21 protein-coding genes are annotated in these 23,634 nt (G+C 62.1%); 8 read left to right on the top strand and 13 right to left on the bottom strand.

Features of this window, described 5'->3' with window-relative positions:
* Positions 1 to 2 precede the first annotated feature (2 nt).
* The 6 genes from flgJ to FBX99_RS09695 form a co-directional block, all read right to left on the bottom strand.
* A complete protein-coding gene (flgJ, locus tag FBX99_RS09720) occupies positions 3 to 1,310 on the bottom strand; it encodes a flagellar assembly peptidoglycan hydrolase FlgJ (RefSeq protein ID WP_144928303.1) in 1,308 nt (435 codons plus the stop codon).
* A gap of 10 nt (positions 1,311 to 1,320) precedes the next feature.
* Positions 1,321 to 2,406 carry a flagellar basal body P-ring protein FlgI gene (locus FBX99_RS09715; protein WP_144928371.1) on the bottom strand — a complete coding sequence of 362 codons (1,086 nt, stop codon included), beginning with the start codon at positions 2,404 to 2,406 and terminating at the stop codon, positions 1,321 to 1,323.
* 45 nt (positions 2,407 to 2,451) lie between these two features.
* Complete coding sequence (gene flgH, locus FBX99_RS09710) at positions 2,452 to 3,147, bottom strand: flagellar basal body L-ring protein FlgH (RefSeq protein ID WP_144928305.1); 696 nt, start codon at positions 3,145 to 3,147, stop codon at positions 2,452 to 2,454.
* A gap of 52 nt (positions 3,148 to 3,199) precedes the next feature.
* Positions 3,200 to 3,985, bottom strand: a complete 786-nt coding sequence (flgG, locus tag FBX99_RS09705; protein WP_024778628.1) for a flagellar basal-body rod protein FlgG — start codon at positions 3,983 to 3,985, stop codon at positions 3,200 to 3,202.
* 49 nt (positions 3,986 to 4,034) lie between these two features.
* Positions 4,035 to 4,772, bottom strand: a complete 738-nt coding sequence (locus FBX99_RS09700) for a flagellar basal body rod protein FlgF (protein ID WP_144928307.1) — start codon at positions 4,770 to 4,772, stop codon at positions 4,035 to 4,037.
* Between the two features lie 222 nt (positions 4,773 to 4,994).
* Positions 4,995 to 6,557, bottom strand: coding sequence for a sigma-54-dependent transcriptional regulator (locus FBX99_RS09695; RefSeq protein ID WP_139647281.1), 1,563 nt, complete (start codon positions 6,555 to 6,557; stop codon positions 4,995 to 4,997).
* Positions 6,558 to 6,838: 281 nt separating this feature from the next.
* Here FBX99_RS09695 and phhA point away from each other — a divergent pair, with 281 nt between their 5' ends.
* The 3 genes from phhA to FBX99_RS09680 all read left to right on the top strand — a co-directional run bounded on the left by phhA (position 6,839) and on the right by FBX99_RS09680 (position 9,272).
* A complete protein-coding gene (phhA, locus tag FBX99_RS09690) occupies positions 6,839 to 7,624 on the top strand; it encodes a phenylalanine 4-monooxygenase (protein ID WP_144928309.1) in 786 nt (261 codons plus the stop codon).
* Between the two features lie 98 nt (positions 7,625 to 7,722).
* Positions 7,723 to 8,079, top strand: a complete 357-nt coding sequence (locus tag FBX99_RS09685) for a 4a-hydroxytetrahydrobiopterin dehydratase (RefSeq protein ID WP_003184087.1) — start codon at positions 7,723 to 7,725, stop codon at positions 8,077 to 8,079.
* A complete protein-coding gene (locus tag FBX99_RS09680) occupies positions 8,079 to 9,272 on the top strand; it encodes an amino acid aminotransferase (protein ID WP_144928311.1) in 1,194 nt (397 codons plus the stop codon). Before FBX99_RS09685 ends, FBX99_RS09680 begins: the two co-directional genes overlap by 1 nt.
* Positions 9,273 to 9,378: 106 nt before the next feature.
* Here FBX99_RS09680 and FBX99_RS09675 read toward each other — a convergent pair whose 3' ends face one another.
* Complete coding sequence (locus FBX99_RS09675; RefSeq protein ID WP_144928313.1) at positions 9,379 to 9,945, bottom strand: NAD(P)H nitroreductase; 567 nt, start codon at positions 9,943 to 9,945, stop codon at positions 9,379 to 9,381.
* 163 nt (positions 9,946 to 10,108) lie between these two features.
* Here FBX99_RS09675 and FBX99_RS09670 point away from each other — a divergent pair, with 163 nt between their 5' ends.
* Positions 10,109 to 11,563, top strand: a complete 1,455-nt coding sequence (locus tag FBX99_RS09670; protein ID WP_145131508.1) for a TrkH family potassium uptake protein — start codon at positions 10,109 to 10,111, stop codon at positions 11,561 to 11,563.
* Here the strand turns inward: FBX99_RS09670 and FBX99_RS09665 are convergent.
* On the bottom strand, positions 11,520 to 12,575 hold the full coding sequence (locus FBX99_RS09665; RefSeq protein WP_144928315.1) for an AraC family transcriptional regulator: 1,056 nt from the start codon (positions 12,573 to 12,575) through the stop codon (positions 11,520 to 11,522). The two genes, FBX99_RS09670 and FBX99_RS09665, sit on opposite strands and share 44 nt — an antisense overlap.
* Before the next feature lie 137 nt (positions 12,576 to 12,712).
* Here FBX99_RS09665 and FBX99_RS09660 point away from each other — a divergent pair, with 137 nt between their 5' ends.
* Positions 12,713 to 13,024 (top strand): Mpo1-like protein, encoded by a 312-nt coding sequence (locus FBX99_RS09660; protein WP_144928318.1) that lies wholly within the window; start codon positions 12,713 to 12,715, stop codon positions 13,022 to 13,024.
* Positions 13,025 to 13,050: 26 nt separating this feature from the next.
* Here the strand turns inward: FBX99_RS09660 and FBX99_RS09655 are convergent, their stop codons facing one another.
* Positions 13,051 to 13,866 (bottom strand): UDP-2,3-diacylglucosamine diphosphatase, encoded by an 816-nt coding sequence (locus tag FBX99_RS09655; protein ID WP_144928320.1) that lies wholly within the window; start codon positions 13,864 to 13,866, stop codon positions 13,051 to 13,053.
* 133 nt (positions 13,867 to 13,999) lie between these two features.
* On the opposite strand from FBX99_RS09655, the gene FBX99_RS09650 reads away from it, so the two are divergent.
* Both FBX99_RS09650 and FBX99_RS09645 read left to right on the top strand, forming a co-directional pair.
* Positions 14,000 to 14,749, top strand: a complete 750-nt coding sequence (locus FBX99_RS09650; RefSeq protein WP_144928322.1) for an AraC family transcriptional regulator — start codon at positions 14,000 to 14,002, stop codon at positions 14,747 to 14,749.
* A 228-nt stretch (positions 14,750 to 14,977) separates the two neighbouring features.
* Complete coding sequence (locus FBX99_RS09645; RefSeq protein ID WP_144928324.1) at positions 14,978 to 15,868, top strand: DMT family transporter; 891 nt, start codon at positions 14,978 to 14,980, stop codon at positions 15,866 to 15,868.
* Here the strand turns inward: FBX99_RS09645 and FBX99_RS09640 are convergent.
* On the bottom strand, positions 15,862 to 16,149 hold the full coding sequence (locus FBX99_RS09640) for a SelT/SelW/SelH family protein (RefSeq protein ID WP_144928326.1): 288 nt from the start codon (positions 16,147 to 16,149) through the stop codon (positions 15,862 to 15,864). The two genes, FBX99_RS09645 and FBX99_RS09640, sit on opposite strands and share 7 nt — an antisense overlap.
* A 70-nt stretch (positions 16,150 to 16,219) precedes the next feature.
* Here FBX99_RS09640 and FBX99_RS09635 point away from each other — a divergent pair, with 70 nt between their 5' ends.
* Positions 16,220 to 18,421: a patatin-like phospholipase family protein gene (locus FBX99_RS09635; RefSeq protein ID WP_145131338.1), complete on the top strand. Its 2,202-nt coding sequence runs from the start codon at positions 16,220 to 16,222 to the stop codon at positions 18,419 to 18,421.
* A gap of 144 nt (positions 18,422 to 18,565) precedes the next feature.
* On the opposite strand, the gene FBX99_RS09630 is transcribed toward FBX99_RS09635, so the two are convergent.
* The 3 genes from FBX99_RS09630 to recQ form a co-directional block, all read right to left on the bottom strand.
* Positions 18,566 to 20,575 (bottom strand): FimV/HubP family polar landmark protein, encoded by a 2,010-nt coding sequence (locus FBX99_RS09630; protein WP_145131336.1) that lies wholly within the window; start codon positions 20,573 to 20,575, stop codon positions 18,566 to 18,568.
* Between the two features lie 101 nt (positions 20,576 to 20,676).
* Positions 20,677 to 21,111: a MarR family transcriptional regulator gene (locus FBX99_RS09625; RefSeq protein WP_041023344.1), complete on the bottom strand. Its 435-nt coding sequence runs from the start codon at positions 21,109 to 21,111 to the stop codon at positions 20,677 to 20,679.
* Positions 21,112 to 21,229: 118 nt separating this feature from the next.
* A complete protein-coding gene (recQ, locus tag FBX99_RS09620; protein WP_145131334.1) occupies positions 21,230 to 23,356 on the bottom strand; it encodes a DNA helicase RecQ in 2,127 nt (708 codons plus the stop codon).
* Between the last annotated feature and the right edge of the window lie 278 nt (positions 23,357 to 23,634).

The raw sequence follows: 23,634 nt of genomic DNA, 5'->3' as shown, positions 1-23,634 counted from the left end.
CCTTATAAAGTCGTGGTGGCGCCTGCGGATGCGTAGTTCTGGGAACTGGTCATCTGCCGGGCTATATGCGAAATCTTGCTGGCGTAGTGCGGGTCGGTGGCGTAACCGGCCTTCTGCAACTCGCGTACAAACTGTTCCGGGTTATCGGCCGACTTCAGCACAGCTTGATAGCGACTGTTGCTTTGCAGCAGATTGACCAGGTCATGGAAGCTGTCACGGTACGAGGCGTAGGAACGGAACTCGGCCGTCTCCTTGACCATCTCGCCATTGCGAAACTCACTGGTGATTGCCCGCGCCGAATCGCCTTTCCAGTTCTGGCTGGCCTTGATGCCGAACAGGTTGTGACTGCTGCTGCCGTCGGGTTGACGCATGACCGATTTGCCCCAACCGGTTTCCAGGGCAGCCTGGGCCACCAGGTAACGCGGGTCGACACCGATGCGGTCCGCCGCTTCCTTGGCCATCGGCAACATGGCGTTGACGAACTCGTCGGCATCGCGGAAGGCTTTGCGGGCCGGCGCCAGCGGTGGCTGCGCCACGGCACGCCCATAGACCTGCATGTCCCCGCTCGACTCGGAAGCCTTGAGCGCGGCCAGCCAGTCGCCGTTGGCCATTTCGCCGGAGGCGGACCGGGTGGCGGCGACGGCGCGATCCGAGCGAATGTTCTGCGCCGGCACATCGGTAGCGGCATTGGTCGATGCCGAAGGCACCAGGCCGGCCAGCAGGCGGTCGGCCAGTTTCGGCGGCAAAGCCAGGCGACGCTGGTTGAGCAGTTCCATGTCGTTGCGATGACTGCCCTCGCCCGCCCCTTGCGGTGCGCTGACGGCCCGCGAAGCCCAGAGCGGACGCTGGCCACTGTGGCGGGACAAAGGCCCGTCGGTGGGCAATGTTCCGGCGGCCACCGGGGTAGGCACCGCCTTGATCTTGTCCAGCGCCTCTTGCTGCTTGGCAGCCGACGCCGCAGCGGCTTCGCCCGGCGCCAAAGGTTTGTTCTTGGACATCTGGCGCAGCAGGACATCGGCCAGGCCGATACCGCCCCCCTCGCGAGACATGGAAACGGCCAACTGCTGGTCGTACATTTCCTGATACTGCTTGGCTTCAGGCGTATTCATGGGATTGTCCTTGCCCAACGCCTCGGTGGCAGAACGCATGGACTTGAGCATTTCGCCGAGGAACAGCGATTCGAATTCCTGGGCCACTTTGCGCAGGTTGCCATCGCTGTTCTTGTCGCCAACCTTGAGCTGGTTCAGACGGTTCAGGTCCGAGTAAGAGCCCGAATCTCCACTGATCAAAGCGCCCTTGCGCATATCCATGGTCCGTTCCTCAAATCACGATCAGGTCGGCTTGCAACGCGCCAGCCTGCTTCAAGGCTTCGAGAATCGCCATCAGGTCGCCCGGTGCCGCGCCGACCTGGTTCACCGCCCGGACGATTTCATCCAGGGTAGTGCCCGGGCCGAACTTGAACATCGGCTTGGCTTCCTGTTCGGCATTGACCCGCGACCGGGGCACGACAGCAGTCTGGCCATTGGACAGCGGGCCAGGCTGGCTCACGATCGGGTCTTCGGTGATGGTCACGGTCAGGCTGCCATGGGTCACAGCGGCCGGCGAAACCTTGACGTTCTGGCCGATCACGATGGTGCCGGTGCGCGAGTTGATGATGACCTTCGCCACGGCCTGGCCCGGGTCGACCTCGAGGTTTTCCAGGATCGACAGATAGTCGACGCGCTGGCTCGGGTCCAGGGGCGCGGTGACGCGGATCGAGCCACCGTCGATAGCCTGGGCCACACCTGGACCGAGCATGTCGTTGATCTTGTCGACGATGCGCTTGGCGGTGGTGAAGTCGGAACGGTTGAGGTTCAGCGTCAGGCTGTTGCCCTGGTTGAAGCCGCTCGGCACTGCACGCTCCACCGACGCACCGCCAGGGATGCGACCGGCCGACGGAACGTTGACGGTGATCTTCGAACCGTCGCGGCCCTCGGCGTCGAAACCGCCGACCACCAGGTTGCCCTGGGCGATGGCGTAGACGTTGCCGTCGATACCCTTGAGCGGCGTCAACAGCAAGGTGCCGCCCCGCAGGCTCTTGGAGTTACCGATGGACGACACGGTGACGTCAACCTGCTGACCAGGCTTGGCGAACGCCGGCAGATCGGCACTGATCGACACCGCCGCGACGTTCTTCAACTGGACGTTGCCGGAACCTGGCGGCACCTTGATGCCGAACTGCGACAACATGTTGTTGAAGGTCTGCAGGGTGAACGGGGTCTGGGTGGTCTGGTCGCCGGTGCCGTTCAGGCCTACGACCAGGCCGTAGCCGATCAACTGGTTGGAACGCACGCCGGAAATGCTGGCGATATCCTTCAGGCGCTCGGCATGAGCGCCGAAGGCTGTGGACATCAACAACGCACCCATCAACAGCTGTTTGAGATTCAACCGCTTAAGATTCAACTGGGCCACCTAGAAAGGGAACTTCGGGCTGAGGAAGAAACGGTCGAACCAGCCCGGCTGACTCGCATCGGCAAAGGCACCGGTACCCGAGTACGTGATGCGCGCATCCGCTACACGAGTCGAGGAAACGGTATTGTCGGTCGCAATGTCATCCGCACGAACCATGCCGGCGATGCGCACCAGTTCGTCACCAGTGTTGAGCGTCAACCACTTCTCGCCGCGCACAACGATGATGCCGTTGGGCAATACATCAGCGACGGTCACGGTGATGGAACCGGTCAGGCTGTTGCTCTGGCCGGACTTGCTGTCGCCCTTGGTAGCCCGGTCGGAGCCGTAACCGGCGTTGAGGCTCAGGTCGTTGCTGCCGATCGGGTTGTTGGTGGTCAGGCTGGAGCCGAACAACGAGGTGAGGCCGACACTGGTGTTGCTGGTCTTGTCCACCTGGGAGTTGGCGTTCTTGCTCGCCTGGGTCCGCTCGTTCAGGGTGATGGTGATGATGTCACCGACCCGGAATGCCTTGCGGTCGCTGTACAGATTCTGTTCGAAACCGGCCTGGTAGATCGAGCCGTTGTTGGCGGCGGCCGGCAACGGCGTGCGCGGCAACACCGGAGCGTAGTATGGGTCATTGGGCCTGGGCGTTGGCGCGACACATCCCGCAAGCGCGGTGATCCCACCCAGTGCCAGTACAGATACAAAGCGTTTCATGACCCTACCTCTCGGTGTTGCAGGCGACCTTGAGGCCGCCCTATAGAAGTGATTACAGATTCTGCGTAACGAACGAAAGCATCTGGTCGGCGGTGGAGATCACCTTGGAGTTCATTTCGTAGGCGCGCTGGGTGGTGATCATGTTGACCATCTCTTCAACGGTGCTCACGTTGGAGGTTTCCAGGGTGTTCTGCAGCGTGGTGCCGAAACCGTTCAAGCCTGGGGTGCCGATTTGCGGCGCACCGCTGGCAGCGGTTTCCAGGAACAGGTTGTTGCCTACCGCTTGCAGCCCGGCCGGGTTGATGAAGTCGGCGGTCTGCAGGTTGCCGATCACCTGGGCGGCCGGGTTGCCCGCCACGGTGATGGACACCGTCCCGTCACGGCCCACGGTGAAGGTCTGGGCATCGTTCGGGATGATGATGGCCGGCTCCAGGGCGAAGCCGCTGGCGTTGACGATCTGGCCATTGGAATCCAGGTGGAACGTACCGTCACGTGTATAGGACGTGGTGCCGTCCGGCTGCAGGATCTGGAAGAAACCGCGACCGTCGATGGCCATGTCCAGCGGCTGCTCGGTGGTTTGCAGGCTGCCGGCGGTGAAGTTTTTCTGGGTGCCGACAATGCGCACACCGGTACCGACTTGCAGGCCCGACGGCAGTTCGCTGTCCTGGGTCGACTGGGCACCTGGTTGACGCTTGACCTGGTACAGCAAGTCCTGGAATTCGGCGCGGTCACGTTTGAAACCCGTGGTCGAGACGTTCGCCAGGTTGTTGGAAATGGTGGTCAGGTTGGTGTCCTGGGCGGACAGGCCTGTTTTGGCAACCCACAGAGCCGGAAGCATTCGATTCTCCTCGTACGCCTGATTTTCGGCGCGACGCTTTAATTAATGGTTAGATCTGCAAGACCCGAGCCATGGCCTCGTCGCCTTCTTTGGCGGTGTTCATCATTTTCACGTGAAGCTCGAATTGCTTGGCCAGGGCCAGCACCGAAGTCATCTCGTCCACAGCATTGACGTTGCTCGCTTCCTGGAACCCCGACACCAGTTGCACGTTGGCGTCGATCGGTGCCGGCTGGCCGTCCTTGGTACGAATGGAACCGTCCAGGCCCTTGGTCATGTTCTTGAGGTCCGGGTTGACCAGCTTGATGCGGTCCACTTCAGCCATCACGCGTGGGCCTTCGCCCATGGCGCGGATGCTGATGGTCCCGTCCTGACCGATTTCGATCTTCTGCTCCGGCGGCACGGCGATAGGACCGCCGTTGCCCATCACCGGCATGCCGTTGCCGGCCCGGAGCACGCCCAGGGCGTCGACGTTGAGGCTGCCGGTGCGCACATAGCTTTCACCGCCATCAGGGTTCTGCACGGCCATCCAGCCCGGCCCGCTGACCGCCACGTCGAGGTCGCGACCGGTTTGCACCAGAGCGCCAGGAGTGAAGTCGGTGGCAGGCCGCTCGGACATGGCAAACGCCCGCGCCGGAAAGCTGTCGCCGAACACCGGCATCGAACGTGCCTGCTCCAGGTCTTTCTGAAAGCCATTGGTGGAGATGTTCGCCAGGTTGTTGGCATGGGCCCGCTGCGCCAGCGCGTTCTGACTGGCGCCAGTCATTGCCACATAAAGGTACTTGTCCACTGTCGTTCCTCTGCATGCCGGACGTTTGCCGCCCACTGCTGTACTGCTCAGCCATAAGCAATTTGCAGACCAACTTTTTTCTGGCGGCTTGGGGCCCGGCAAACAAAGGACTTGCAGGGTTTTGCGGTGAAGAAGGAAATGTAGCGAAGACGAAAAACCGGCGGTGACATGCCGCTGAAAGGCAAAGGATTACCGTGCAGCAGACTCGCCACAGCCAACGGATTACATCCCAGGCTCCTTGCCCACCTCATACTCCCGCAACTTATTGGCAATGGTGGTATGGGAAACCCCCAGTCGCTTGCCCAACTGCCGGCTGCTGGGATGTTCGGAGTAGAGTCGTTCCAGTACCGCCTTCTCGAATCGCCCGACAATCTCGTCCAACCCACCGTCCAGGGAAAAGTCGCCCAGGGGCTGGCGCACGCCATAGTCCGGCAGGCGGATATGCTCGGCCTTCACCGTCCCCCCGTCACACAGGGAAACCGCCTGGAACAGCACGTTTTCCAACTGCCGGACATTGCCCGGCCAATGGTAATGACTGAGGCGATCCATCGCCGCCGGGGCCAGTTTCGGCAGTGCACAGCCGATCTGGCGGCTGGCCTGGTCAAGAAAGTGTTCCACCAGCGGCGCCAGGCCATCGAGGCATTCGCGCAACGGCGGGATGTGCAGGGACAGGACATTCAAGCGGTGATACAGGTCCTGGCGAAACTCCCCTCGGGCACAGAGCTCGGACAAATCCACCTGGGTCGCGCAGATTACCCGGACGTCCAGATACACCTCCTCATCGCTGCCAACCCGACGGAAGCAACCGTCCTGCAAAAAGCGCAGCAGTTTCACCTGCAGGCGCGGGCTCATTTCCCCCACCCCGTCAAGAAACAAGGTGCCGCCAGCCGTCAACTCCAGCAGACCGAGCTTGCCTTCGGCGCGGGCGCCTTCGAAGGCACCCGGGCCGTAGCCGAACAGTTCGGTCTCGGCCATGGACTCCGGCAGCCCGGCGCAGTTGAGCGCCATCAGCGGCGACTGCCCACGCGGGCTCGCCAGGTGGCAGGCACGGGCCAGCAGCTCCTTGCCGGTGCCGGTTTCGCCTTCGATCAATAGCGGCGCGTCCAGCGGGGCCATGCGCCGGGCTTCGCGGACTACCGCGGCCATCACTTTCGAGCTCTGGAAAATACTGTCGAAGCCACGCAGTTCCTGCTTGCGCACGTTGTAGATGCGCTCACCGACCCGGTCGGCCCGATGCAGCGTCAATACCGCACCGGCCATGGCCTCGCTGTCGTCATGCTCCGATTGCAGCGGGGCAATGTCGGCCAGAAATACATCGCCCTTGACCTTGACCCGCAGCCCATTGATGCGCGACTGGTTGGCGCGTACCAACTCCGGCAGGTCGAAATCCTCGGCATAACGCGACAGCGGGATCCCCGGCACCTCGTCCACCCGCACCCCGAGCAACTGTGCCGCCGCCCGGTTCGCCGCGACGATGGAGCCGCCCATGTCGATGGACAACACCGGAAACTCCAGGGCGCCGAGCAACGCATTGAGCTCCATGTGCCGACGCTCGCTGGGCATCAGCCCTACCCGCTTGACGCCGAACACGCCGGCAATGCCCTCGAATTTCGGGCGCAACGCCTGGAATTGAATATTGATCAGGTTCGGGCAGTGCAGGTAGATCGCATTGCCATGCTCGCCACCGACTTCGCCCCGGGCGACGTTGATGCCGTATTCCACCAGCAGGTTGAGAATGTCCCGCAGGATGCCGATGCGGTTCTGGCAATGGACTTTGATACGCATAGGGGAGACCTGGAGCTCGTTGAGAGGCGTTTTTTCTGAGACTGAGTGCAAATAACCGTCAAGATTATGTGACAGCTGTAGGCCATTTCCTAGCTGAGAATCCAACCAGCACCGGATCACCGCCTCATACGTAACGAAAACTTTACGAAATCTCCCCATGCAACTCGAACATCTCGCCGCTGCCCCGCTGCACATTCGCCTGCTTCGCGCTATCTCTAATGCATCGCTGGACATAACAACAAAACAGTCTTCCCCTCGAGGGAAATCAGCAGGAGAGCAGCATGAAGCAGACGCAGTACGTGGCTCGCGAGCCCGATGCGCAAGGTTTTATCCACTACCCCGCCGAAGAACATGCGGTGTGGCACACGCTGATTACCCGCCAGCTGACAGTCATCGAAGGCCGTGCGTGCCAGGAATACCTGGATGGCATCGACAAGCTTGACCTGCCCCACGACCGCATCCCGCAGTTGGGGGAAATCAACAAGGTGCTGGGTGCGACCACGGGCTGGCAAGTTGCCCGGGTACCGGCGCTGATCCCCTTCCAGACCTTTTTTGAATTGCTCGCCAGTAAACAGTTTCCAGTGGCGACCTTCATTCGCACCCGGGAAGAACTGGACTACCTGCAAGAACCGGACATTTTCCACGAGATCTTCGGCCACTGCCCGCTGCTGACCAACCCCTGGTTCGCCGAATTCACCCACACCTACGGCAAGCTCGGCCTGCAGGCGTCCAAGGAAGAGCGTGTCTACCTGGCGCGCCTGTACTGGATGACCATCGAGTTCGGGCTGGTGGAAACAGCACAGGGCCGGCGCATCTACGGGGGCGGCATCCTGTCTTCACCCAAGGAAACCGTGTACTGCCTGTCGGACGAGCCGGAGCACCAGGCCTTCGATCCGCTGGAAGCCATGCGCACGCCGTATCGCATCGACATCCTGCAACCGGTGTATTTCGTCTTGCCAGAGCTCAAGCGTCTGTTCGACCTGGCTCATGAAGACATCATGGGCATGGTCAAGCGCGGTCGGGAACTGGGCCTGCATGCACCGAAATTTCCGCCGAAAGCCGCCTGAATGGCGTTTTTTGATTCCAAGTGAGTCTGTTGCACTGCGCAGCTTTGCTTTAGCGTGGGTGCATCGACGTTCTTTCCAATTCGATCCAGGAACACACCATGAACACTCTGAACCAAGCCCATTGCGAAGCCTGCCGTGCCGACGCCCCACAGGTCAGCGACGAAGAACTGCCGGTACTGATCAAGCAGATCCCGGACTGGAACATCGAAGTGCGCGACGGCGTGATGCAGCTGGAAAAGGTTTTCCTGTTCAAGAATTTCAAGCACGCCCTGGCATTTACCAACGCCGTCGGTGAAATTTCCGAAGCCGAAGGTCATCACCCGGGCCTGCTCACCGAGTGGGGCAAAGTCACCGTGACCTGGTGGAGCCACTCGATCAAGGGCCTGCACCGCAATGACTTCATCATGGCCGCGCGCACCGATGACGTGGCCAAGACCGCCGAGGGCCGCAAGTAATGCATTTCGACGCCATCGGCCGGGTGCCCGGCGACCCGATCCTCGGCCTGATGGAGGCCTACAGCGCGGACAACAACCCGAACAAGTTCGACCTGGGCGTGGGCGTCTATAAAGACGCCCAGGGCCTGACGCCGATTCTCGAATCGGTGAAACAGGCCGAGCGACGGCTGGTGGATCAGCAGACCACCAAGACTTACATCGGCGGTCATGGCGACGCTGCTTTCGGCCAGATGATCACTGCGCTCGTCCTGGGTGCCGACGCCTCGCAGATCGCCGAAAAACGCGCCGGCGCCACCCAGACCCCGGGGGGTACCGGTGCCCTGCGCCTGAGCGCCGACTTCATCGCCCAATGCCTGCCGGGCCGTGGCGTATGGCTGAGCAACCCGACCTGGCCGATCCACGAAACCATCTTCGCCACCGCCGGCGTCAAGGCGAGCCACTATCCCTACGTGGGCAGCGACAATCGCCTGGATTTCGAGGCGATGCTGGCGACCCTCAGCCAGGCACCGAAGGGTGACGTGGTCCTGCTGCACGCGTGCTGCCACAACCCCACCGGTTTCGACCTGTCCCAGGATCAATGGCGCCAGGTGCTGGAGGTGGTACGCAGCCGTGAGCTGTTGCCGCTGATCGACTTCGCCTATCAGGGCTTCGGCGACGGACTGGAACAGGATGCCTGGGCAGTCCGGTTGTTCGCCCAGGCGTTGCCCGAGGTGTTGATCACCAGTTCCTGCTCGAAGAACTTCGGCTTGTACTGCGACCGCACCGGTGCGTTGATCGTCTGCGCCCGCGATGCCGACAAGCTGGTGGACATCCGCAGCCAGCTGGCCAACATCGCCCGCAACCTGTGGTCGACACCGCCGGATCATGGCGCCGCGGTGGTGGCGACAATCCTGGGCAACCCGGAACTCAAGCGGCTGTGGGCCGACGAAGTGCAAGCCATGCGCTTGCGCATCGCCCAGCTACGCAGTGGCCTGCTGGACGCCCTCGAACCCTACGGCCTGCGGGAGCGCTTCGCCCATATCGGCGTGCAACGCGGAATGTTTTCCTACACCGGCCTGTCGCCCGAGCAGGTCAAGCAACTACGCGAGCGCCACAGCGTGTACATGGTTGGCACGGGCCGGGCAAACGTGGCCGGTATCGATGCGACGCGCCTGGACCGGCTGGCCGAGGCGATTGCGGACGTTTGCAAGTAACTGCTGTACCTGCCCAACCCTGTGGGGAAAGGCTTTATCTGTGGCGGGGGGATTTTTATCTGTGGCGAGGGGATTTATCCCCTCACCACAAAAGCTAGTCATTCCATCACTGCAACCCAGTCCACTCGCTGACGAACTCCGCGGTATCTTCCTTCGGCGCCGTCCGCGCTTCTTTCTGCGGTGTGCCCAGGTAAAGGAAGCCAATCACCTCTTCCCCCACATCAAGACCCAGCCCCTTGGCCACGTGCGGCGAGTAGGCCAGTTCGCCCGTACGCCACACGCCCCCAACGCCTTGGGCATAGGCTGCCAGCAGGATCCCGTGGGCAGCACAGCCGGCGGCCAGCAATTGCTCGGATTTCGGGACTTTGAAATGGTCCTGCAAACGAGCGATCACCACCACGACCAACGGTGCCCGCAGCGGGCCATTGAGGGCTTTTTCCACAACCGCCTCGGAGACCAGCGGATCATTGAATCGCGCTGCGTCGGCCAACAGTTCGCCCATGCGATAGCGCGCCTGCCCTTCGACCGTCAGGAAACGCCATGGCCGCAACTGGCCATGATCGGGAGCGCGCATCGCTGCGGCGAACATGATCTCCCGCTGTTCAGGCGTGGGTGCCGGTTCCACCAGGCGTGGAACGGAAACACGGTTGAGCAAAGCATCGAGAGCCTGCATCGGCCATCTCCCTGAAAAAATGTTTGGCTATTCTAGTGTCCTGTACGGCGAGTCCGTTAGCGCAAATTGGCCGTCGACGCACACGCCAGTCGCGCCGGGTGCGGTTTACATGCCGCTTAGCGTGGGTAGAATGGCGCCCTCTCCTTTCACCCGAGCGGACTTCATGGCGTTGCCGACCCTGCGGATCATTGGCTTCATCATCGGCATATTCCTGATCACCCTGGCGATCTTCATGGTCGTGCCCATGGCCACCCTGTTGATTTTCGAGCGCACCGGCGACCTGCCATCGTTCCTCTGGTCCAGCATGATCACCTTCGTCGCCGGCCTGGCCCTGGTGCTTCCCGGACGCCCCGAGCATGTGCACCTGCGCCCGCGGGACATGTACCTGCTGACGGTCAGCAGCTGGCTGGTGGTGTGCATCTTTGCCGCGCTGCCATTCCTGCTGACCCAGCACATCAGCTACACGGACTCGTTCTTTGAAAGCATGTCGGGGATCACCGCCACCGGCGCCACAGTCCTGAGCGGCCTCGACACCATGTCCCCGGGTATTCTGATGTGGCGCTCGCTGCTGCACTGGCTCGGCGGGATCGGCTTCATCGGCATGGCGGTGGCGATCCTGCCGCTGTTGCGCATCGGTGGCATGCGCCTGTTCCAGACCGAATCCTCGGACCGTTCGGAAAAAGTCATGCCCCGCTCCCACATGGTGGCGCGGCTGATCGTGGCGTCCTACATCGGCATTACCATTCTCGGCACCCTGGCACTCTGGTGGGCCGGGATGAGCCCATTCGATGCCGTCAACCATTCGATGTCGGCGATCTCGACCGGCGGCTTCTCCACCTCGGACCTGTCCCTGGCCAAATGGACCGAGCCGGCGGTGCACTGGGTCGCCATCGTTATCATGATCCTCGGCAGCCTGCCGTTCGCCCTGTACGTTTCGATGCTGCGCGGCCATCGCCGGGCGCTGATCAAGGACCAGCAGGTCCAGGGCCTGATCGGCGTGCTGCTGGTGACCTGGCTGGTGCTCGGCACCTGGTACTGGGCCACCACCGACCTGCATTGGCTGGACGCGCTACGGCACGTGGCTCTGAACGTGACATCGATTATCACCACCACTGGTTTCGCCTTGGGGGACTACAGCCTCTGGGGCAATTTCTCGCTGATGCTGTTCTTCTACCTGGGGTTCGTCGGCGGCTGTTCGGGGTCGACGGCCGGCGGGATCAAGATCTTCCGCTTCCAGGTCGCCTACATACTGCTGCGGGCCAACCTCATGCAACTGATTCACCCCCGTGCGGTGATCAAGCAGAAATACAACGGTCACCGCCTCGACGAAGAAATCGTGCGTTCGATCCTGACGTTTTCGTTCTTTTTCGCCATCACCATCTGCGTGATCGCCCTGCTGCTGTCGCTGCTGGGGGTGGAGTGGATGACGGCGCTGACCGGCGCGGCCAGCACCGTGTCCGGTGTCGGCCCCGGGTTGGGGGAGACCATTGGCCCGGCCGGCAACTTCGCACCGTTACCGGACGCCGCCAAGTGGATTCTGTCCGGTGGCATGCTGCTGGGCAGACTGGAAATCATCACGGTGTTCGTGTTGTGCATCCCGGCGTTCTGGCGTCACTGACCGCTTTGGCGAATCTCGCCGCCCGGTATTCGCCGGGCGTGGCATCGAACCAGCGGCGGAAGGCGCGAAAGAAATTGCTCGGGTCGGCAAACCCCAACAGATAGGCGATCTGCAGCAAGGTCATGGCCGGCTGCGCCAGGTACTGCTCGGCCAGTTCGCGACGGGTATCGTCGAGCAGGGCCTGGAAACTGGTGCCCTCCTCCTGCAAGCGCCGTTGCAGGGTGCGCTGGGACAAATGCAGCGCCTGCGCCACCACGTCGCGCTTGGGTTCGCCCTGGGGCAACAACCGACACAACACCTGGCGCGCCTTGTGGGTCACCCGGCTTTCCGAGAAGCGCGCCAGGTACTCACCGGCAAACCGGTCGTGGAGCTGCGCCATGGCCTCGTTGGCCGTGGGCAACGGTGCCTCCATGTCGGCCTGCTTGAAGACCAGCGCATCAAAGGGCGCACCGAACACCAGCGGCGCGCAGAACACCTGTTGATAAGGTGTCCGGTCGACCGGTTCGGCCCCCTGGAACAGCACCTTGACCGGATGCAGGGTACGTCCGGTCAACCAGTTGCACAGGCTCAGCGCACAGGCCAGAGACGCCTCGGTACTTTGCCGGGTGGTGGGGAGATGATCGCCGTGCACCGTCAGAATCAGCGCGTAGTTGCCTTCCATCTGGCGGATGCTCACATCGGCACTTTCGGCAATGATCCGCTGGTAACGCACCAGTCTCTGGAAACCTTCGATCAGCGTCCGGCTTGACATCAGGGCGTAACCGACCACATGGAACGACGCCGGGCGTACCACCTTGCCCATGTTCAGGCCAATGGCCGGGTTGCCCGACAGCTCCACCGCCCGTTGCCAGAGCCGCGTCATCGAATCCTGGGGGAAACGCGCGTCCGGATCTTCCAACGCGTCAAAGTCCAGCCCCAATTGATTGAACAGCACACGACAATCCAGGCCGTCCATTTCCAGCGCCTTGACAATCCCCATCGCCCAGCTTGAAGAAGTCGTTCGTTCGCTCATGACGTATCGCTTGCCTGACAAGCCGCAGAGTACGGCCGGATTTGCGAAGGATACTAAAGTGGCGCTCATTGTCACTGGCCGTTGCAGATGATCGCTCTAGACTTGAAAACAGAACCCTCACCAAAGAGCCAGCAGTCTTGGAAAACATCAGAGAATTCAAGAGTTTTGCCGACTTCTATCCGTACTACCTGGGCGAGCACAGCAACAGCACCTGCCGACGGCTGCACTTCATCGGCACCTCGCTGGTCATTCTGATTCTCATCCTGGCCGTTGTCGCAACGGCCTGGTGGTGGTTGATCGCCTTGCCGGTGGCCGGCTACGGCTTTGCCTGGGTCGGGCACTTCTTCTTCGAAAAGAACCGGCCAGCCACCTTCAAGCACCCGCTCTACAGCCTGTTGGGCGATTTCGTCATGTACCGCGACATGCTACGGGGCAAGGTTCCGTTTTAGGAAAGAGCCATTCCCTGTGGCAGGGCTCAGGCCGGTTCGGCGAGTTTGAGGGCCTTGAGCCGGGCTTCGCGCGCCTGGGCATCGGCCAGCCGGTACAACTCGATCGAGCCGTCCCAGTGTTCGATCAACGCCGTACAGGATTCGACCCAGTCGCCGCAGTTGAGGTATTCGACCTCCCCCACCTGGCGGATCTCGGCGTGGTGAATGTGCCCGCAGACCACGCCATGCAATTCGCGCTTCACGCACTCATGGGCGATGGCTTCTTCGAAGTCGCTGATGAAGCTGACGGCGGTCTTGACCTTGTGCTTGAGGTACGCCGATAACGACCAGTAGCCGTAGCCATAGCGAGCCCGCCAATGGTTGAGCCAGCGGTTGAGCGTAAGGGTGAATTCGTAGGCCCAATCCCCGAGAAACGCCAACCAACGGTGATAGCGGGTAATGACATCGAACTGGTCGCCGTGAATCACCAGCAGGTGCCGGCCATCGGCGGTGACGTGCACCGCCTCGTCTACCAATTGGATATTGCCCAGGATCAGCTTCGAATAGCGGCGCAGGAATTCGTCGTGATTGCCGGTGACGTAGATCACCTCGGTGCCACGCTTGCTCATGGTCAGCAAACGGCGGATGACGTTGGTGTGGGCCTGGGGCCAGTACATGCCGCCGCGCAGTTTCCAGCCATCGATGATGTCACCGACCAGATAGATCTTGTCGGCGTGATAGCCCTTGAGGAATTGCGACAAATGTTCGGCCTGGCAATCCCGGGTACCGAGGTGCACATCGGAAATCCACAGGGTGCGGACACGTTGCTTGCGGCTGGGTCTGGCGAGCTCGGCGCTGGTCATGAGCACCCCCTCTGATCGTTTTCACCACTGTGCACAGCAGCGGTTAATGGTCCGTGACAGGCACATGTCGATTACATGACAAGGCAACGCGACACACCTTCGGTTATGCTGGCGGCCTGCCCGGGAGACCGCGATGAGACCGATCCTCACGCTGCGCCACTACAGCCATGACCTGATTGTCCACAGCCACGACCACTCCCAACTGGTCTTCGGCTTGTCGGGCGCGCTGGATTTCGAGGTGGAGGGTCGTGGCAGCCAGGTGGTGCAGCAGAGCTTCGTGGTGGTGCCGGCCGGCGCTCATCATGCTTGCGGCAGCCCGCGCGGCAGCCGGTGCCTGGTGTTGGACGTCCCGGACGCTGAGTGGGTCGCTCAGTGCCTGGGGGATCACGCCGACGCCAGCCGGCGCTTGCTGGACAGCACCGCCCGCCGGCCCCTGGATGCTGGACAAAGCCAGTTGGTCAGCTGGCTCGCGGGAAGCCCGGTCAACGATCCGCTGATCGCCCAGCAAGGAGCGGTACTGCTGCTGGCCAGCCTGAATGGTACTCACCAGGAACCGACCGGTCGGCGGCGCCTGCCCTACGCAGCCCTCGACGCGCACATCGACCAATACGCCGCCTATCCCCTGCAAGTGGCGGACCTGGCCCGGATCGCGGGACTTTCCGCTGCTCGCCTGCATGCCCGTTTCGTCGCCGAATGCGGGCAGACGCCGATGGACTACATCCGCAGCCGCCGCTTGCACAAGGCTGTAGCGCTGCTGCGCGACTCGGACCTGCCCATCGGCGAGATCGCCAACCGGGTCGGCTACAGCTCCCAGAGCGCCTTCGCCGCGGCGATACTGCGCGAATTCGGCACCTCGCCGGGCAAACTGCGGCGCTGGCGCTAGCCTGGCGCTAAAAAACGCCAGGATCGCGACAGACTCGCACCTCTTCAAAGGTTTAAATATTCACCTGTGGGAGCGGGCTCGCTCGCGAACGCGGTGTATCCGTCAACATAGCAGCGGCTGACACACCGCATTCGCGAGCAAGCCCGCTCCCACAAGGGAACTGTGTCAACCGAGGGACATCAGTTCTTCACCTCCGTCAGCTTTGGTTTATCTGCTCTAAGGACTGCAATGACTCCCCGTACCGCCCTGGGCGCCCTGCATATCGGCGCACTGATGTTTGGCCTGACCGGTGTGTTCGGCAAACTCGCCGCCGCCTCGCCGACGATCATCGTCTTTGGCCGCGCCGTTTTTGCCGTGCTGGCCCTGACGGTGTTCGCCCGCTTCGCCAGCCATTCCCCATGGCAGAAACTCCGGCCGCGGGACGGCTGGCGGCTACTGCTCAGCGGACTGCTGTTGACTGGGCATTGGGTGAGTTTTTTCATCGCGGTGAAAGTCGCCGGGGTGGCGATCGCCACGCTGGGGTTTGCCAGTTTCCCGGCCTTCACGGTGCTGCTGGAAGGATTGGTGTTTCGTGAACGGATTCGGGCCAATGAAATCCTGCTGGTGGTGTTGGTGAGCATCGGCCTGGTGCTGGTCACGCCGGACTTCGACCTGGCCAGCGGCACCACCACCGGCCTGCTATGGGCAGTGGCATCAGGACTGCTGTTTTCCCTGCTGTCGCTGACCAACCGTGCCGGCGCAGGCTTCGTGCCGCCCGTGCAGGCGGCCCTGTGTCAAAACCTGGTGGTGGGGGTATGCCTGTTGCCGCTGGCCGCGCCACAACTGAGCGCGGTGCGTGCCCTCGACTGGCTGTGGATCGGCCTGCTCGGCGTGTTCTGCACCGGCCTGGCCCACAGCCTGTTCGTCGCCAGCCTGGAGGTGATCAAGGCCCGCACGGCGGCGGTGGTATTCGCCATGGAGCCGGTCTACGGCATCAGCATGGCCTGGCTGCTGTTCGGTGAGACCCCGACGTTGCGCATGCTGTCAGGCGGCGCGCTGATCATCGCCGCCATCGTGATGTCGAGCCAGCTAAGCGGCGCGAAAAAACCGATGGCTGGCAGTGAAGCGCCCTCTCACTGAACCCGGTCGTTGTGCCCCAGGTCCCGCTCCGGGTCGATCCGGTCACGGACCCGCTGCTTGAGCACCTTGGCCTCGGGGAAACCGCCGTCAGCCTTGCGCTCCCAGATCTGCTCGCCATCGCAACCGATGTGGAACACCCCGCCGGTGCCCGGCACCAGGGACACCTTGCCCAGATCGTCACCGAAGGTGCTGAGCAGTTCCTGGGCCAGCCAGGCAGCGCGCAGCAACCATTGGCACTGGGTGCAATAGGTAATGATGATTTCCGGTTTTTGCTCGGTCATTGCGGGTCGACTCGTGGCTTCGAAGGCGCCGCTATAATACTCGCCTTTGACCGTCCGCCCGAGACTGACGATGCGCCGCCTGCTGCCTTGCCTGTTCCTGTTGCTATTGCCCTTGTTCGGCCATGCCAGCGAGCCCGCCGGCGAAACCTCGCGGCCGAAGATCGGCCTGGTACTGTCCGGCGGCGCGGCGCGAGGCCTGGCCCACATCGGCGTGCTCAAGGCCCTGGAAGAGCAAGGCATCAAGATCGATGCCATTGCCGGCACCAGCATGGGCGCCGTGATCGGCGGGTTGTACGCTTCGGGGTACAAGATCGACGAACTGGAAAAACTCGCCCTGAGCATCGACTGGCAACAAGCCCTGTCCGACGCCCCGCCTCGCAAGGACGTGCCGTTCCGGCGCAAACAGGACGACCGGGATTTCCTGGTCAAACAGAAACTGAGCTTTCGCGATGACGGCAGCCTCGGCCTGCCGCTGGGCGTCATCCAGGGACAGAACCTGGCCCTGCTGCTCGAGAGCCTGCTGGCCCACACCAGTGACACCCGCGACTTCGATAAACTGCCGATTCCTTTCCGCGCCGTCGCCACTGACATCGCCAGCGGTGAAAAGGTCGTGTTTCGCAAAGGCCACCTGCCCAAGGTGATTCGCGCCAGCATGTCGATCCCGGCGGTGTTCGCCCCGGTGGAGCTGGACGGTCGGTTGCTGGTCGATGGAGGCATGAGCGACAACATTCCGTTGGACGTGGCGCGGGAAATGGGCGTGGACATGGCCATCGTGGTCGACATTGGCACCCCGTTGCGCAATCGCAAGCAACTGGTCACGGTGGTCGATGTCCTGAACCAGTCGACCACGTTGATGACCCGACGCAACTCCGAAGAACAACTGGCAACGCTGAACAAAGGTGACGTACTGATCCAGCCGGCCCTGGCGAGCTTCGGTCCAACCGATTTTGGCCGGGCCCGGGACATGATCGATGCCGGCTACCGTGCCACACAGATCCTCAAGGCCCGCCTGGCACTGCTTCGCCCTGCCGAACCGACCGATGTCGAACTCATGGCGGCACGTACTCCCAGCCAGCGTACGCCGGTCATCACCGCCATTCGCGTGGAGAACGACTCGAAAGTGGGCGACGACGTGATTCGCTATTACGTTCGCCAGCGCATTGGCGAACCACTGGACCTGGGACGCCTGCAAACCGACATGGGCACGCTGTATGGCCTGGACTACTTCGAACAGGTGCAATACCGCGTGGTGCACAAGGGCCCGGATAACACGCTGGTGATCAGTGCCCGAGGCAAACGTACCGGCACCGACTACCTGCGGCTGGGGCTGAGCCTGTCGGACGACATGCGTGGCGACAGCGCCTTCAACCTCGGCGCCAGCTATCGGGTCAACGGTATCAACCGCCTCGGCGCAGAGTGGCTGACCCGGGCGCAGATCGGCGACAGGCAGGAACTGTACAGCGAGTTCTACCAACCGCTGGACGTGGGCTCGCGCTACTTCATCGCGCCCTATGGGCAATTCGAATCCCGCAACGTCGAGGCGATCCTGGACAACGATCCGATCGCCCAATACCGCGTTGAACGCTATGGCCTGGGCCTCAACCTGGGTCGGCAGATCGGCAACAGCGGTGAGATCCGTTTCGGCGTCGGCCAGGCCTGGGGCAAGGCGGATGTGCGGATCGGCGATCACAGCCAGCCCAGCGAGGATTTCAATGAAGGTTTCTACGAACTGAAATATTCGTTCGACTCTCTCGACAACGTGTACTTCCCCCACGAAGGCGAAGACATCGGCCTGACCTGGCGCCAGTACGAACCCGGGCTGGGGTCCGACCAGCGTTACCGCCAATGGGAGTTCAAACTGGACAAAGCCCTGAGCAGCGGGCCGGACACCTTCATTCTGGGTGGACGCTATGGCCGCACGCTCGACACCGCGCAAATCGTGACGTCGAGCTTCGTGCTTGGCGGCGCGCGGCAGTTGTCGGGTTTTCGCGAAGACGGGATTTCCGGGCAGAACATGAGCCTGATGCGCGCCGTGTATTACCGTCGACTGACGCCGCGAGCCTACCTGCCCCTGGACTTTCCGCTGTACCTCGGCGGCTCCCTGGAGCGCGGCCGGGCCTGGAACAACGACAACGAATTCGACAGCGGCTATATCAATGCCGCCAGTATTTTCCTCGGGTTCGACACGCCGTTGGGGCCGCTGAGTTTCAGTTACGGCTTTAACGACGATGATGAGCAGGCGGTATATCTGAACCTGGGGCAGACGTTCTGATCGGCTGTGCAGTTTCCAAAGGAATATTGGTTATCTGACAGGCCGCCTTCGCGAGCAAGCCCACATTCCTGAGCGTCCACAGAACTGGTGTGGGAGCGGGCTTGCTCGCGAAGAGGCCAGTTGAGGCCCCATCAATTTCAGCTGTCAGCGAATCCCGGCCAGCAGCACCCGGGCGGTCTCTTTGAGGGGTTCATCGCCTTCCTGGAGCAATTCTTCAAGCAGGGTGATCGCCGTCTTCAAGTCGCCATCATCGATGCAGTTCTGCGCCTGCTCCAGTTTTTCAGCGTGTTCCGGCGCTTCGGGTTCAAGGGACATGGACTCCAGGGACAGAGCCTCAGACTCAGGCTCGAAGGGCAGCGCTTCCAGCTCCAGCGACTGCTCTTCATTGGCAAACCCGTCGAGAAAGGCGTCGTCCAGCGACTCGGTTTCCAGTGGTGCACTCCATTGCAGCTCCGGCTCGTCGAACCCCGAAAGTGACAACTCTTGGGAGACGTCAACGGCAGGCGTCGCGCCGGCGTTTTTTTCCTCGATGTTGTCCTGTTCATTGGTCAGGTCCCAATTGCTGTCCATGGACAGTGCATCCAGATCCAACTCGAATTCGTCGTCGGGCACGTGCACCGGCGCCGACACAGGAGCGAGGGCTTCAGGGGCTTGAGGCGCTGACGGTGTCACCACGGGTGCGGCAACCATCGCGACCTTCGGGTAACGCCCACGAATATCTTCCAGCGTCCTGGCATCGACGCCCTGCGCCGACAAGTGATGTTCCTGGGCCTGAAAGCCGATGGCATCGCCCTGTTTACCCAGTACCTCCAGCAACTTGAGGCCCAGGTCGGTGCGCTCCGGCTCCGCCAGCAATGCCGCCCGCAACAACCCCGCGGCTTCGGTGAAGCGGCCATAGGTCAGGTAGATCCCGACACCCTCCAGCACGTCCCCCAACGGCGCATCACCGTTGTTGAACGACGAAGCGACCTCAGGCTGCTGCGTATCGGCCGCCGATGCGTAGGTTTCAGCGTTGTCTTCGAGCATCGGTTCGGGACGTTCCGGCATCGGCTGTACGTCGGCCTGCTCCTGTCGACGACGGATGAACAGCAGCAACGCAAGCAACCCCAGAAGAGCCACCAGCCCCGCCACCCATAGCCAATTGACACCCTCGGGCTCGGGCTGCTCTGCCACAGGTTGTGACGGCGTCACTGACTGCGACTCAACCACTGGTGCGTCCTTCGCCACCTCAGTTGCCGGAGGCACAGAGGGTGGCGCAGCAGATGTAGCCGGGACCGGTGGGACCTCGGCCAGTTTCGCCTGCAACTCACTGATCTGCTTGCGCTGACCAGCAATTTCTTCGTCCTGGGCCTGCAGTCGGGCCTGTAACTCGTCGATGGTTTTCTGTTGTTGCTGGTTCTGCAGCGCGCTGGCGGCCAGTTGCTCGTCCGCAGCGACAGCGGCTGGTGTGGCTGCCGTTTCTGCCGGGGACGGCAACACCGCCGAATCGGGCAGCAGCAGGCGCTGGCCGATGGAAAGTCGCTCGCTGCCCGGGTTCAGGGCCTGGATCCCTTGCATCAGTTCATGTATCGAAGCGCCGCTGCCGGCATCGTGCAGACGTTTGGCGATGAGCCAGGGGTTGTCGCCCTGCACGACGGTGTAACGCTTGCCCTGGGTCGCCGGGGGCGGCTTGATGGCTGGCGCCGACGGGGACCGGGGAGCAGCGGCAGGTTCGTCGGAAGCGGGCACGATACCTGGCGTACCCGGTGGGTCGATCAGCACGGTGTATTCATGCAAGAGCCGACCGTTGGGCTGATTGAGCTGCACCAGGAAATTGAGGAACGGTTCTTCCACCGGTTTGTTGGAAGTGACCCGGATGAAACTGCGCTCGCCACGTATTACCGGGGTAAAGCGCAGGTTACTGAGAAAGAACACCCGCTCCACGCCGGCACGCTTGAAGTCGTCCGGGCTGGCCAGGCTGGCTGACAGATCGGCCTCGCTGAGCCCGTCCGCATCGACCAGGGCGATATCGGCGCGCAACGGCTGGTTCAAGGCGGAATGGAGCGTGATCTCTCCCAGCCCCAGCGCAGAGGCCAAAGCCGGATACCCCAATGCACCCAAGACAACTGACACGTTGACCCAACTGCGCAACGTGAACTGCAAACTTTCAAGCATGGGTATCCCTTTCGATTCGAACGCTTCCAATACGATTGCTTAGTACTGGTTATAGTTCGCTAATCGCTGAATCTCAAAAGTCGGGATACCGCCGATATGCCTCAGGATTTTTCCAGATTGGCCAGGATCCTGCCGTGAACCCGCATGCACACCCGCATGTCCTCTTCGTCGATGCCTTCGAACAGCTCCCGACGCAGTTGCGTGGCAATGGTTTCAATTTGCTCGATCAACGGCCGGGCCGGGGCGCAGAGCACGATCTTCTTGGCCCTGCGGTCCTCGGCCACGGCCTGGCGCTGCACCAGCCCCTGGGTTTCCAGGCTGTCGAGCAAACGAGCCAGGGTCGGCCCTTCGACGGCAACGCTCTGGGCCAGTTCGCGCTGGGTCGGCGCGTGTTCGAAGCGGGCCAGATGCAGCAGCACCAGCCAGCGTGCCTGAGACAGGCCCAGTCCGGCCAGGCGCCGGTCCAGTTCGGCACGCCAGCCCCGGGACATCTGCGCCAGTTGCATGCCAAAACGGTGTTGATCGGTTAACGACATAGAAAACTCATCAGATCTGAAATAGGAGAAATACTAATTATTAGTCAGCTAAGCATGCACATTGGATTCAAGCAAGGCCCGCCCCGCACTGAATCGTTAAAGGCGTGCAACTTACTGATCAGACTTCGAATTCCGATTGCAACGCAGCCCTCACGCAATACAGGACCCCTTCCGGTACCCGGCCGACGAACAGCGCCGCCACTTCCGCCACCGTTGGCAACTCGCCCTCCCCATCCAGGAACGCATCCTGCACCTCGCCCATCAGGTCTTCGGGCAGGTCCAGGGCCTGCTCCAGCGACAATTGCTGCTGGCCTATGGCTTCGGCCAGCATCGTGTAGACGTTTTTCTCCGAGCACTGGAGCTGTCCGGCGATCTGCAACGGGGTCATGCCGGCCCGGGCCAGGGTGATCAGCTCATGACGTACATCGGCCACCGCCTTCGGCGCCTCGGCCTCGCCGCCCAGCACCAGGAGGAAGGCCTCGCCATAGCGCTCCAGCTTGCGCGCGCCAACGCCGCTGACCCGGGCCATCTCCGCCAGGGAAGTGGGTTGGCTGCGCAGCATCTCCAACAGCGTCGAGTCGGGGAAGATGACGTACGGCGGCACGGCGTGTTCCTCGGCCAACTTGCGCCGCAAGGCACGCAAGGCTTCCCACTGATCGCGCTCTTCGCCACGGACCAGTTGGCTGGCCTGGCTCTTGCTGCTCTTGACCGCGGTCGCCGGCTTGAGATCACGGCGCAGTTCCAGGCTCACCTCGCCCTTGAGCAGCGGCCGGCAGGTCTCACTCAGGCGCAGGCCGCCATAGCCTTCCAGGTCGATGTCCACCAGGCCGCGGGCCACGAGCTGGCGGAACAGCGAACGCCATTCACTCTCGGAGCGGGCCTTGCCGACACCGTACACCGACAGGTGCTGATGGCCGAAACTGCGGACCTTTTCGTTGTCCTTGCCCAGCAAGACATCCACCAGATGCCCCACGCCATAGCGCTGGCCGGTGCGGAAGATGGTCGATAGCGCCTGGCGCGCCGGTTCGGTAGCGTCCCAGGTTTCCACGCCATCGACACAGTTGTCGCAGTGCCCGCACGGCTGGAGCATGTCTTCGTCGAAATAGGCCAGCAAGGTCTGACGGCGGCAACGGGTTTCTTCACACAGCGAGAGCATGGCATCGAGCTTGTGCTGCTCCAGGCGCTTGTGGCGTTCGTCACCTTCGGAGTTCTGCAACATCTGCTTGAGCATCACCACGTCCTGAAGGCCATAGGCCATCCAGGCATCGGCCGGCAAGCCATCCCGGCCGGCACGACCGGTTTCCTGGTAATAGGCCTCGAGGGATTTGGGCAGGTCCAGGTGCGCCACGAAACGCACGTTGGGCTTGTCGATGCCCATGCCGAACGCCACGGTGGCCACCATGATCAAGCCCTCTTCATTGAGAAAGCGCTTCTGGTGATAGGCCCGCAACTCGTTGGGCAACCCGGCGTGATAGGGCAACGCCGGAAACCCCTGGTCGCAGAGGAACGCCGAGACTTCATCGACTTTTTTTCGTGACAGGCAATAGACGATGCCCGCATCGCTGCGCCGCTCGGCGAGGAACGCCAGCAACTGTTTGCGGGGCTGCTCCTTGGGCACGATGCGGTAGAAGATATTGGGGCGGTCAAAGCTGGAAAGGAACCGCTCGGCGTCTTGCAAATGCAGACGCTCGACGATTTCTTCCCGGGTCCGTTTGTCGGCGGTGGCGGTCAGGGCGATGCGCGGTACATCGGGGAACAGCTCCGCCAGCTGCCCCAGTTGCAGGTATTCGCGACGGAAGTCGTGGCCCCACTGGGACACACAGTGGGCCTCGTCGATGGCGAACAGGGCGATTTCCAGGCTTTGCAGGAAGGCCAGCATGCGCGGCTGCACCAGCCTTTCCGGAGCCAGGTAGAGCATTTTCAACTCACCGCGCCGGATCCGCGCCGCCAGGTCGCGCTGCTGCTCGGCACTGAGGGTGGAGTTCAGTGAAGCGGCGGCAATGCCCAGTTCCTCGAGCGTCGCGACCTGGTCGTCCATCAAGGCGATCAGCGGCGAAACCACCACTGCCAGGCCATTGCGCAACAACGCCGGGACCTGGAAGCACAAGGACTTGCCGCCGCCGGTGGGCATCAACACCAGCGCATCGCCACCGCTGGCCACGCGCTCAATAATGGCACCCTGACGGCCACGAAAACTGTCGTAGCCGAAGATGTCCTTGAGGACGCGTTGAGCCTGTTCGAGCATAGAAACTCCAAAAATCACCGAAACATCCCTGCAAGGCTGGTTCAGAACCGAACATGCTGCACCGGGTAAATCGTAAGTGCGCGTTTCGAACCGCTGGGGCATCGCAGGGCATCACAAAACGCGGCAGTATACCCGAGGCCTTTCGTACAGAGGGTGTTGCTGACAAGAGGTGTTGAGATTCCGGAAGGCCAAACAAGGTCTCTGTGGCAGGCAAATCTGCCAAGCGGCTGGCCTGGGCGCTCAAGAAGGCCTAGAATTCCCGCATTGTTTATTCCCCC

The organism is Pseudomonas sp. SJZ074 (genome assembly GCF_007828215.1).
GTDB lineage: Bacteria > Pseudomonadota > Gammaproteobacteria > Pseudomonadales > Pseudomonadaceae > Aquipseudomonas.
Note: the sequence above shows the minus strand (reverse complement) of the source record. Positions and strands in the feature narration are given on the sequence as shown.

What these genes read in the sequence shown, in the direction of transcription:
- flgJ (WP_144928303.1), bottom strand. Translation starts at nt 1,310, where the DNA reads ATGGATATGCGCAAGGGCGCTTTGATCAGTGGAGATTCGGGCTCTTAC.
- FBX99_RS09715 (WP_144928371.1), bottom strand. Translation starts at nt 2,406, where the DNA reads ATGGGTGCGTTGTTGATGTCCACAGCCTTCGGCGCTCATGCCGAGCGC.
- flgH (WP_144928305.1), bottom strand. Translation starts at nt 3,147, where the DNA reads ATGAAACGCTTTGTATCTGTACTGGCACTGGGTGGGATCACCGCGCTT.
- flgG (WP_024778628.1), bottom strand. Translation starts at nt 3,985, where the DNA reads ATGCTTCCGGCTCTGTGGGTTGCCAAAACAGGCCTGTCCGCCCAGGAC.
- FBX99_RS09695 (WP_139647281.1), bottom strand. Translation starts at nt 6,557, where the DNA reads ATGCGTATCAAAGTCCATTGCCAGAACCGCATCGGCATCCTGCGGGAC.
- phhA (WP_144928309.1), top strand. Translation starts at nt 6,839, where the DNA reads ATGAAGCAGACGCAGTACGTGGCTCGCGAGCCCGATGCGCAAGGTTTT.
- FBX99_RS09685 (WP_003184087.1), top strand. Translation starts at nt 7,723, where the DNA reads ATGAACACTCTGAACCAAGCCCATTGCGAAGCCTGCCGTGCCGACGCC.
- FBX99_RS09680 (WP_144928311.1), top strand. Translation starts at nt 8,079, where the DNA reads ATGCATTTCGACGCCATCGGCCGGGTGCCCGGCGACCCGATCCTCGGC.
- FBX99_RS09675 (WP_144928313.1), bottom strand. Translation starts at nt 9,945, where the DNA reads ATGCAGGCTCTCGATGCTTTGCTCAACCGTGTTTCCGTTCCACGCCTG.
- FBX99_RS09670 (WP_145131508.1), top strand. Translation starts at nt 10,109, where the DNA reads ATGGCGTTGCCGACCCTGCGGATCATTGGCTTCATCATCGGCATATTC.
- FBX99_RS09665 (WP_144928315.1), bottom strand. Translation starts at nt 12,575, where the DNA reads ATGAGCGAACGAACGACTTCTTCAAGCTGGGCGATGGGGATTGTCAAG.
- FBX99_RS09655 (WP_144928320.1), bottom strand. Translation starts at nt 13,866, where the DNA reads ATGACCAGCGCCGAGCTCGCCAGACCCAGCCGCAAGCAACGTGTCCGC.
- FBX99_RS09650 (WP_144928322.1), top strand. Translation starts at nt 14,000, where the DNA reads ATGAGACCGATCCTCACGCTGCGCCACTACAGCCATGACCTGATTGTC.
- FBX99_RS09645 (WP_144928324.1), top strand. Translation starts at nt 14,978, where the DNA reads ATGACTCCCCGTACCGCCCTGGGCGCCCTGCATATCGGCGCACTGATG.
- FBX99_RS09640 (WP_144928326.1), bottom strand. Translation starts at nt 16,149, where the DNA reads ATGACCGAGCAAAAACCGGAAATCATCATTACCTATTGCACCCAGTGC.
- FBX99_RS09635 (WP_145131338.1), top strand. Translation starts at nt 16,220, where the DNA reads ATGCGCCGCCTGCTGCCTTGCCTGTTCCTGTTGCTATTGCCCTTGTTC.
- FBX99_RS09630 (WP_145131336.1), bottom strand. Translation starts at nt 20,575, where the DNA reads ATGCTTGAAAGTTTGCAGTTCACGTTGCGCAGTTGGGTCAACGTGTCA.
- FBX99_RS09625 (WP_041023344.1), bottom strand. Translation starts at nt 21,111, where the DNA reads ATGTCGTTAACCGATCAACACCGTTTTGGCATGCAACTGGCGCAGATG.
- recQ (WP_145131334.1), bottom strand. Translation starts at nt 23,356, where the DNA reads ATGCTCGAACAGGCTCAACGCGTCCTCAAGGACATCTTCGGCTACGAC.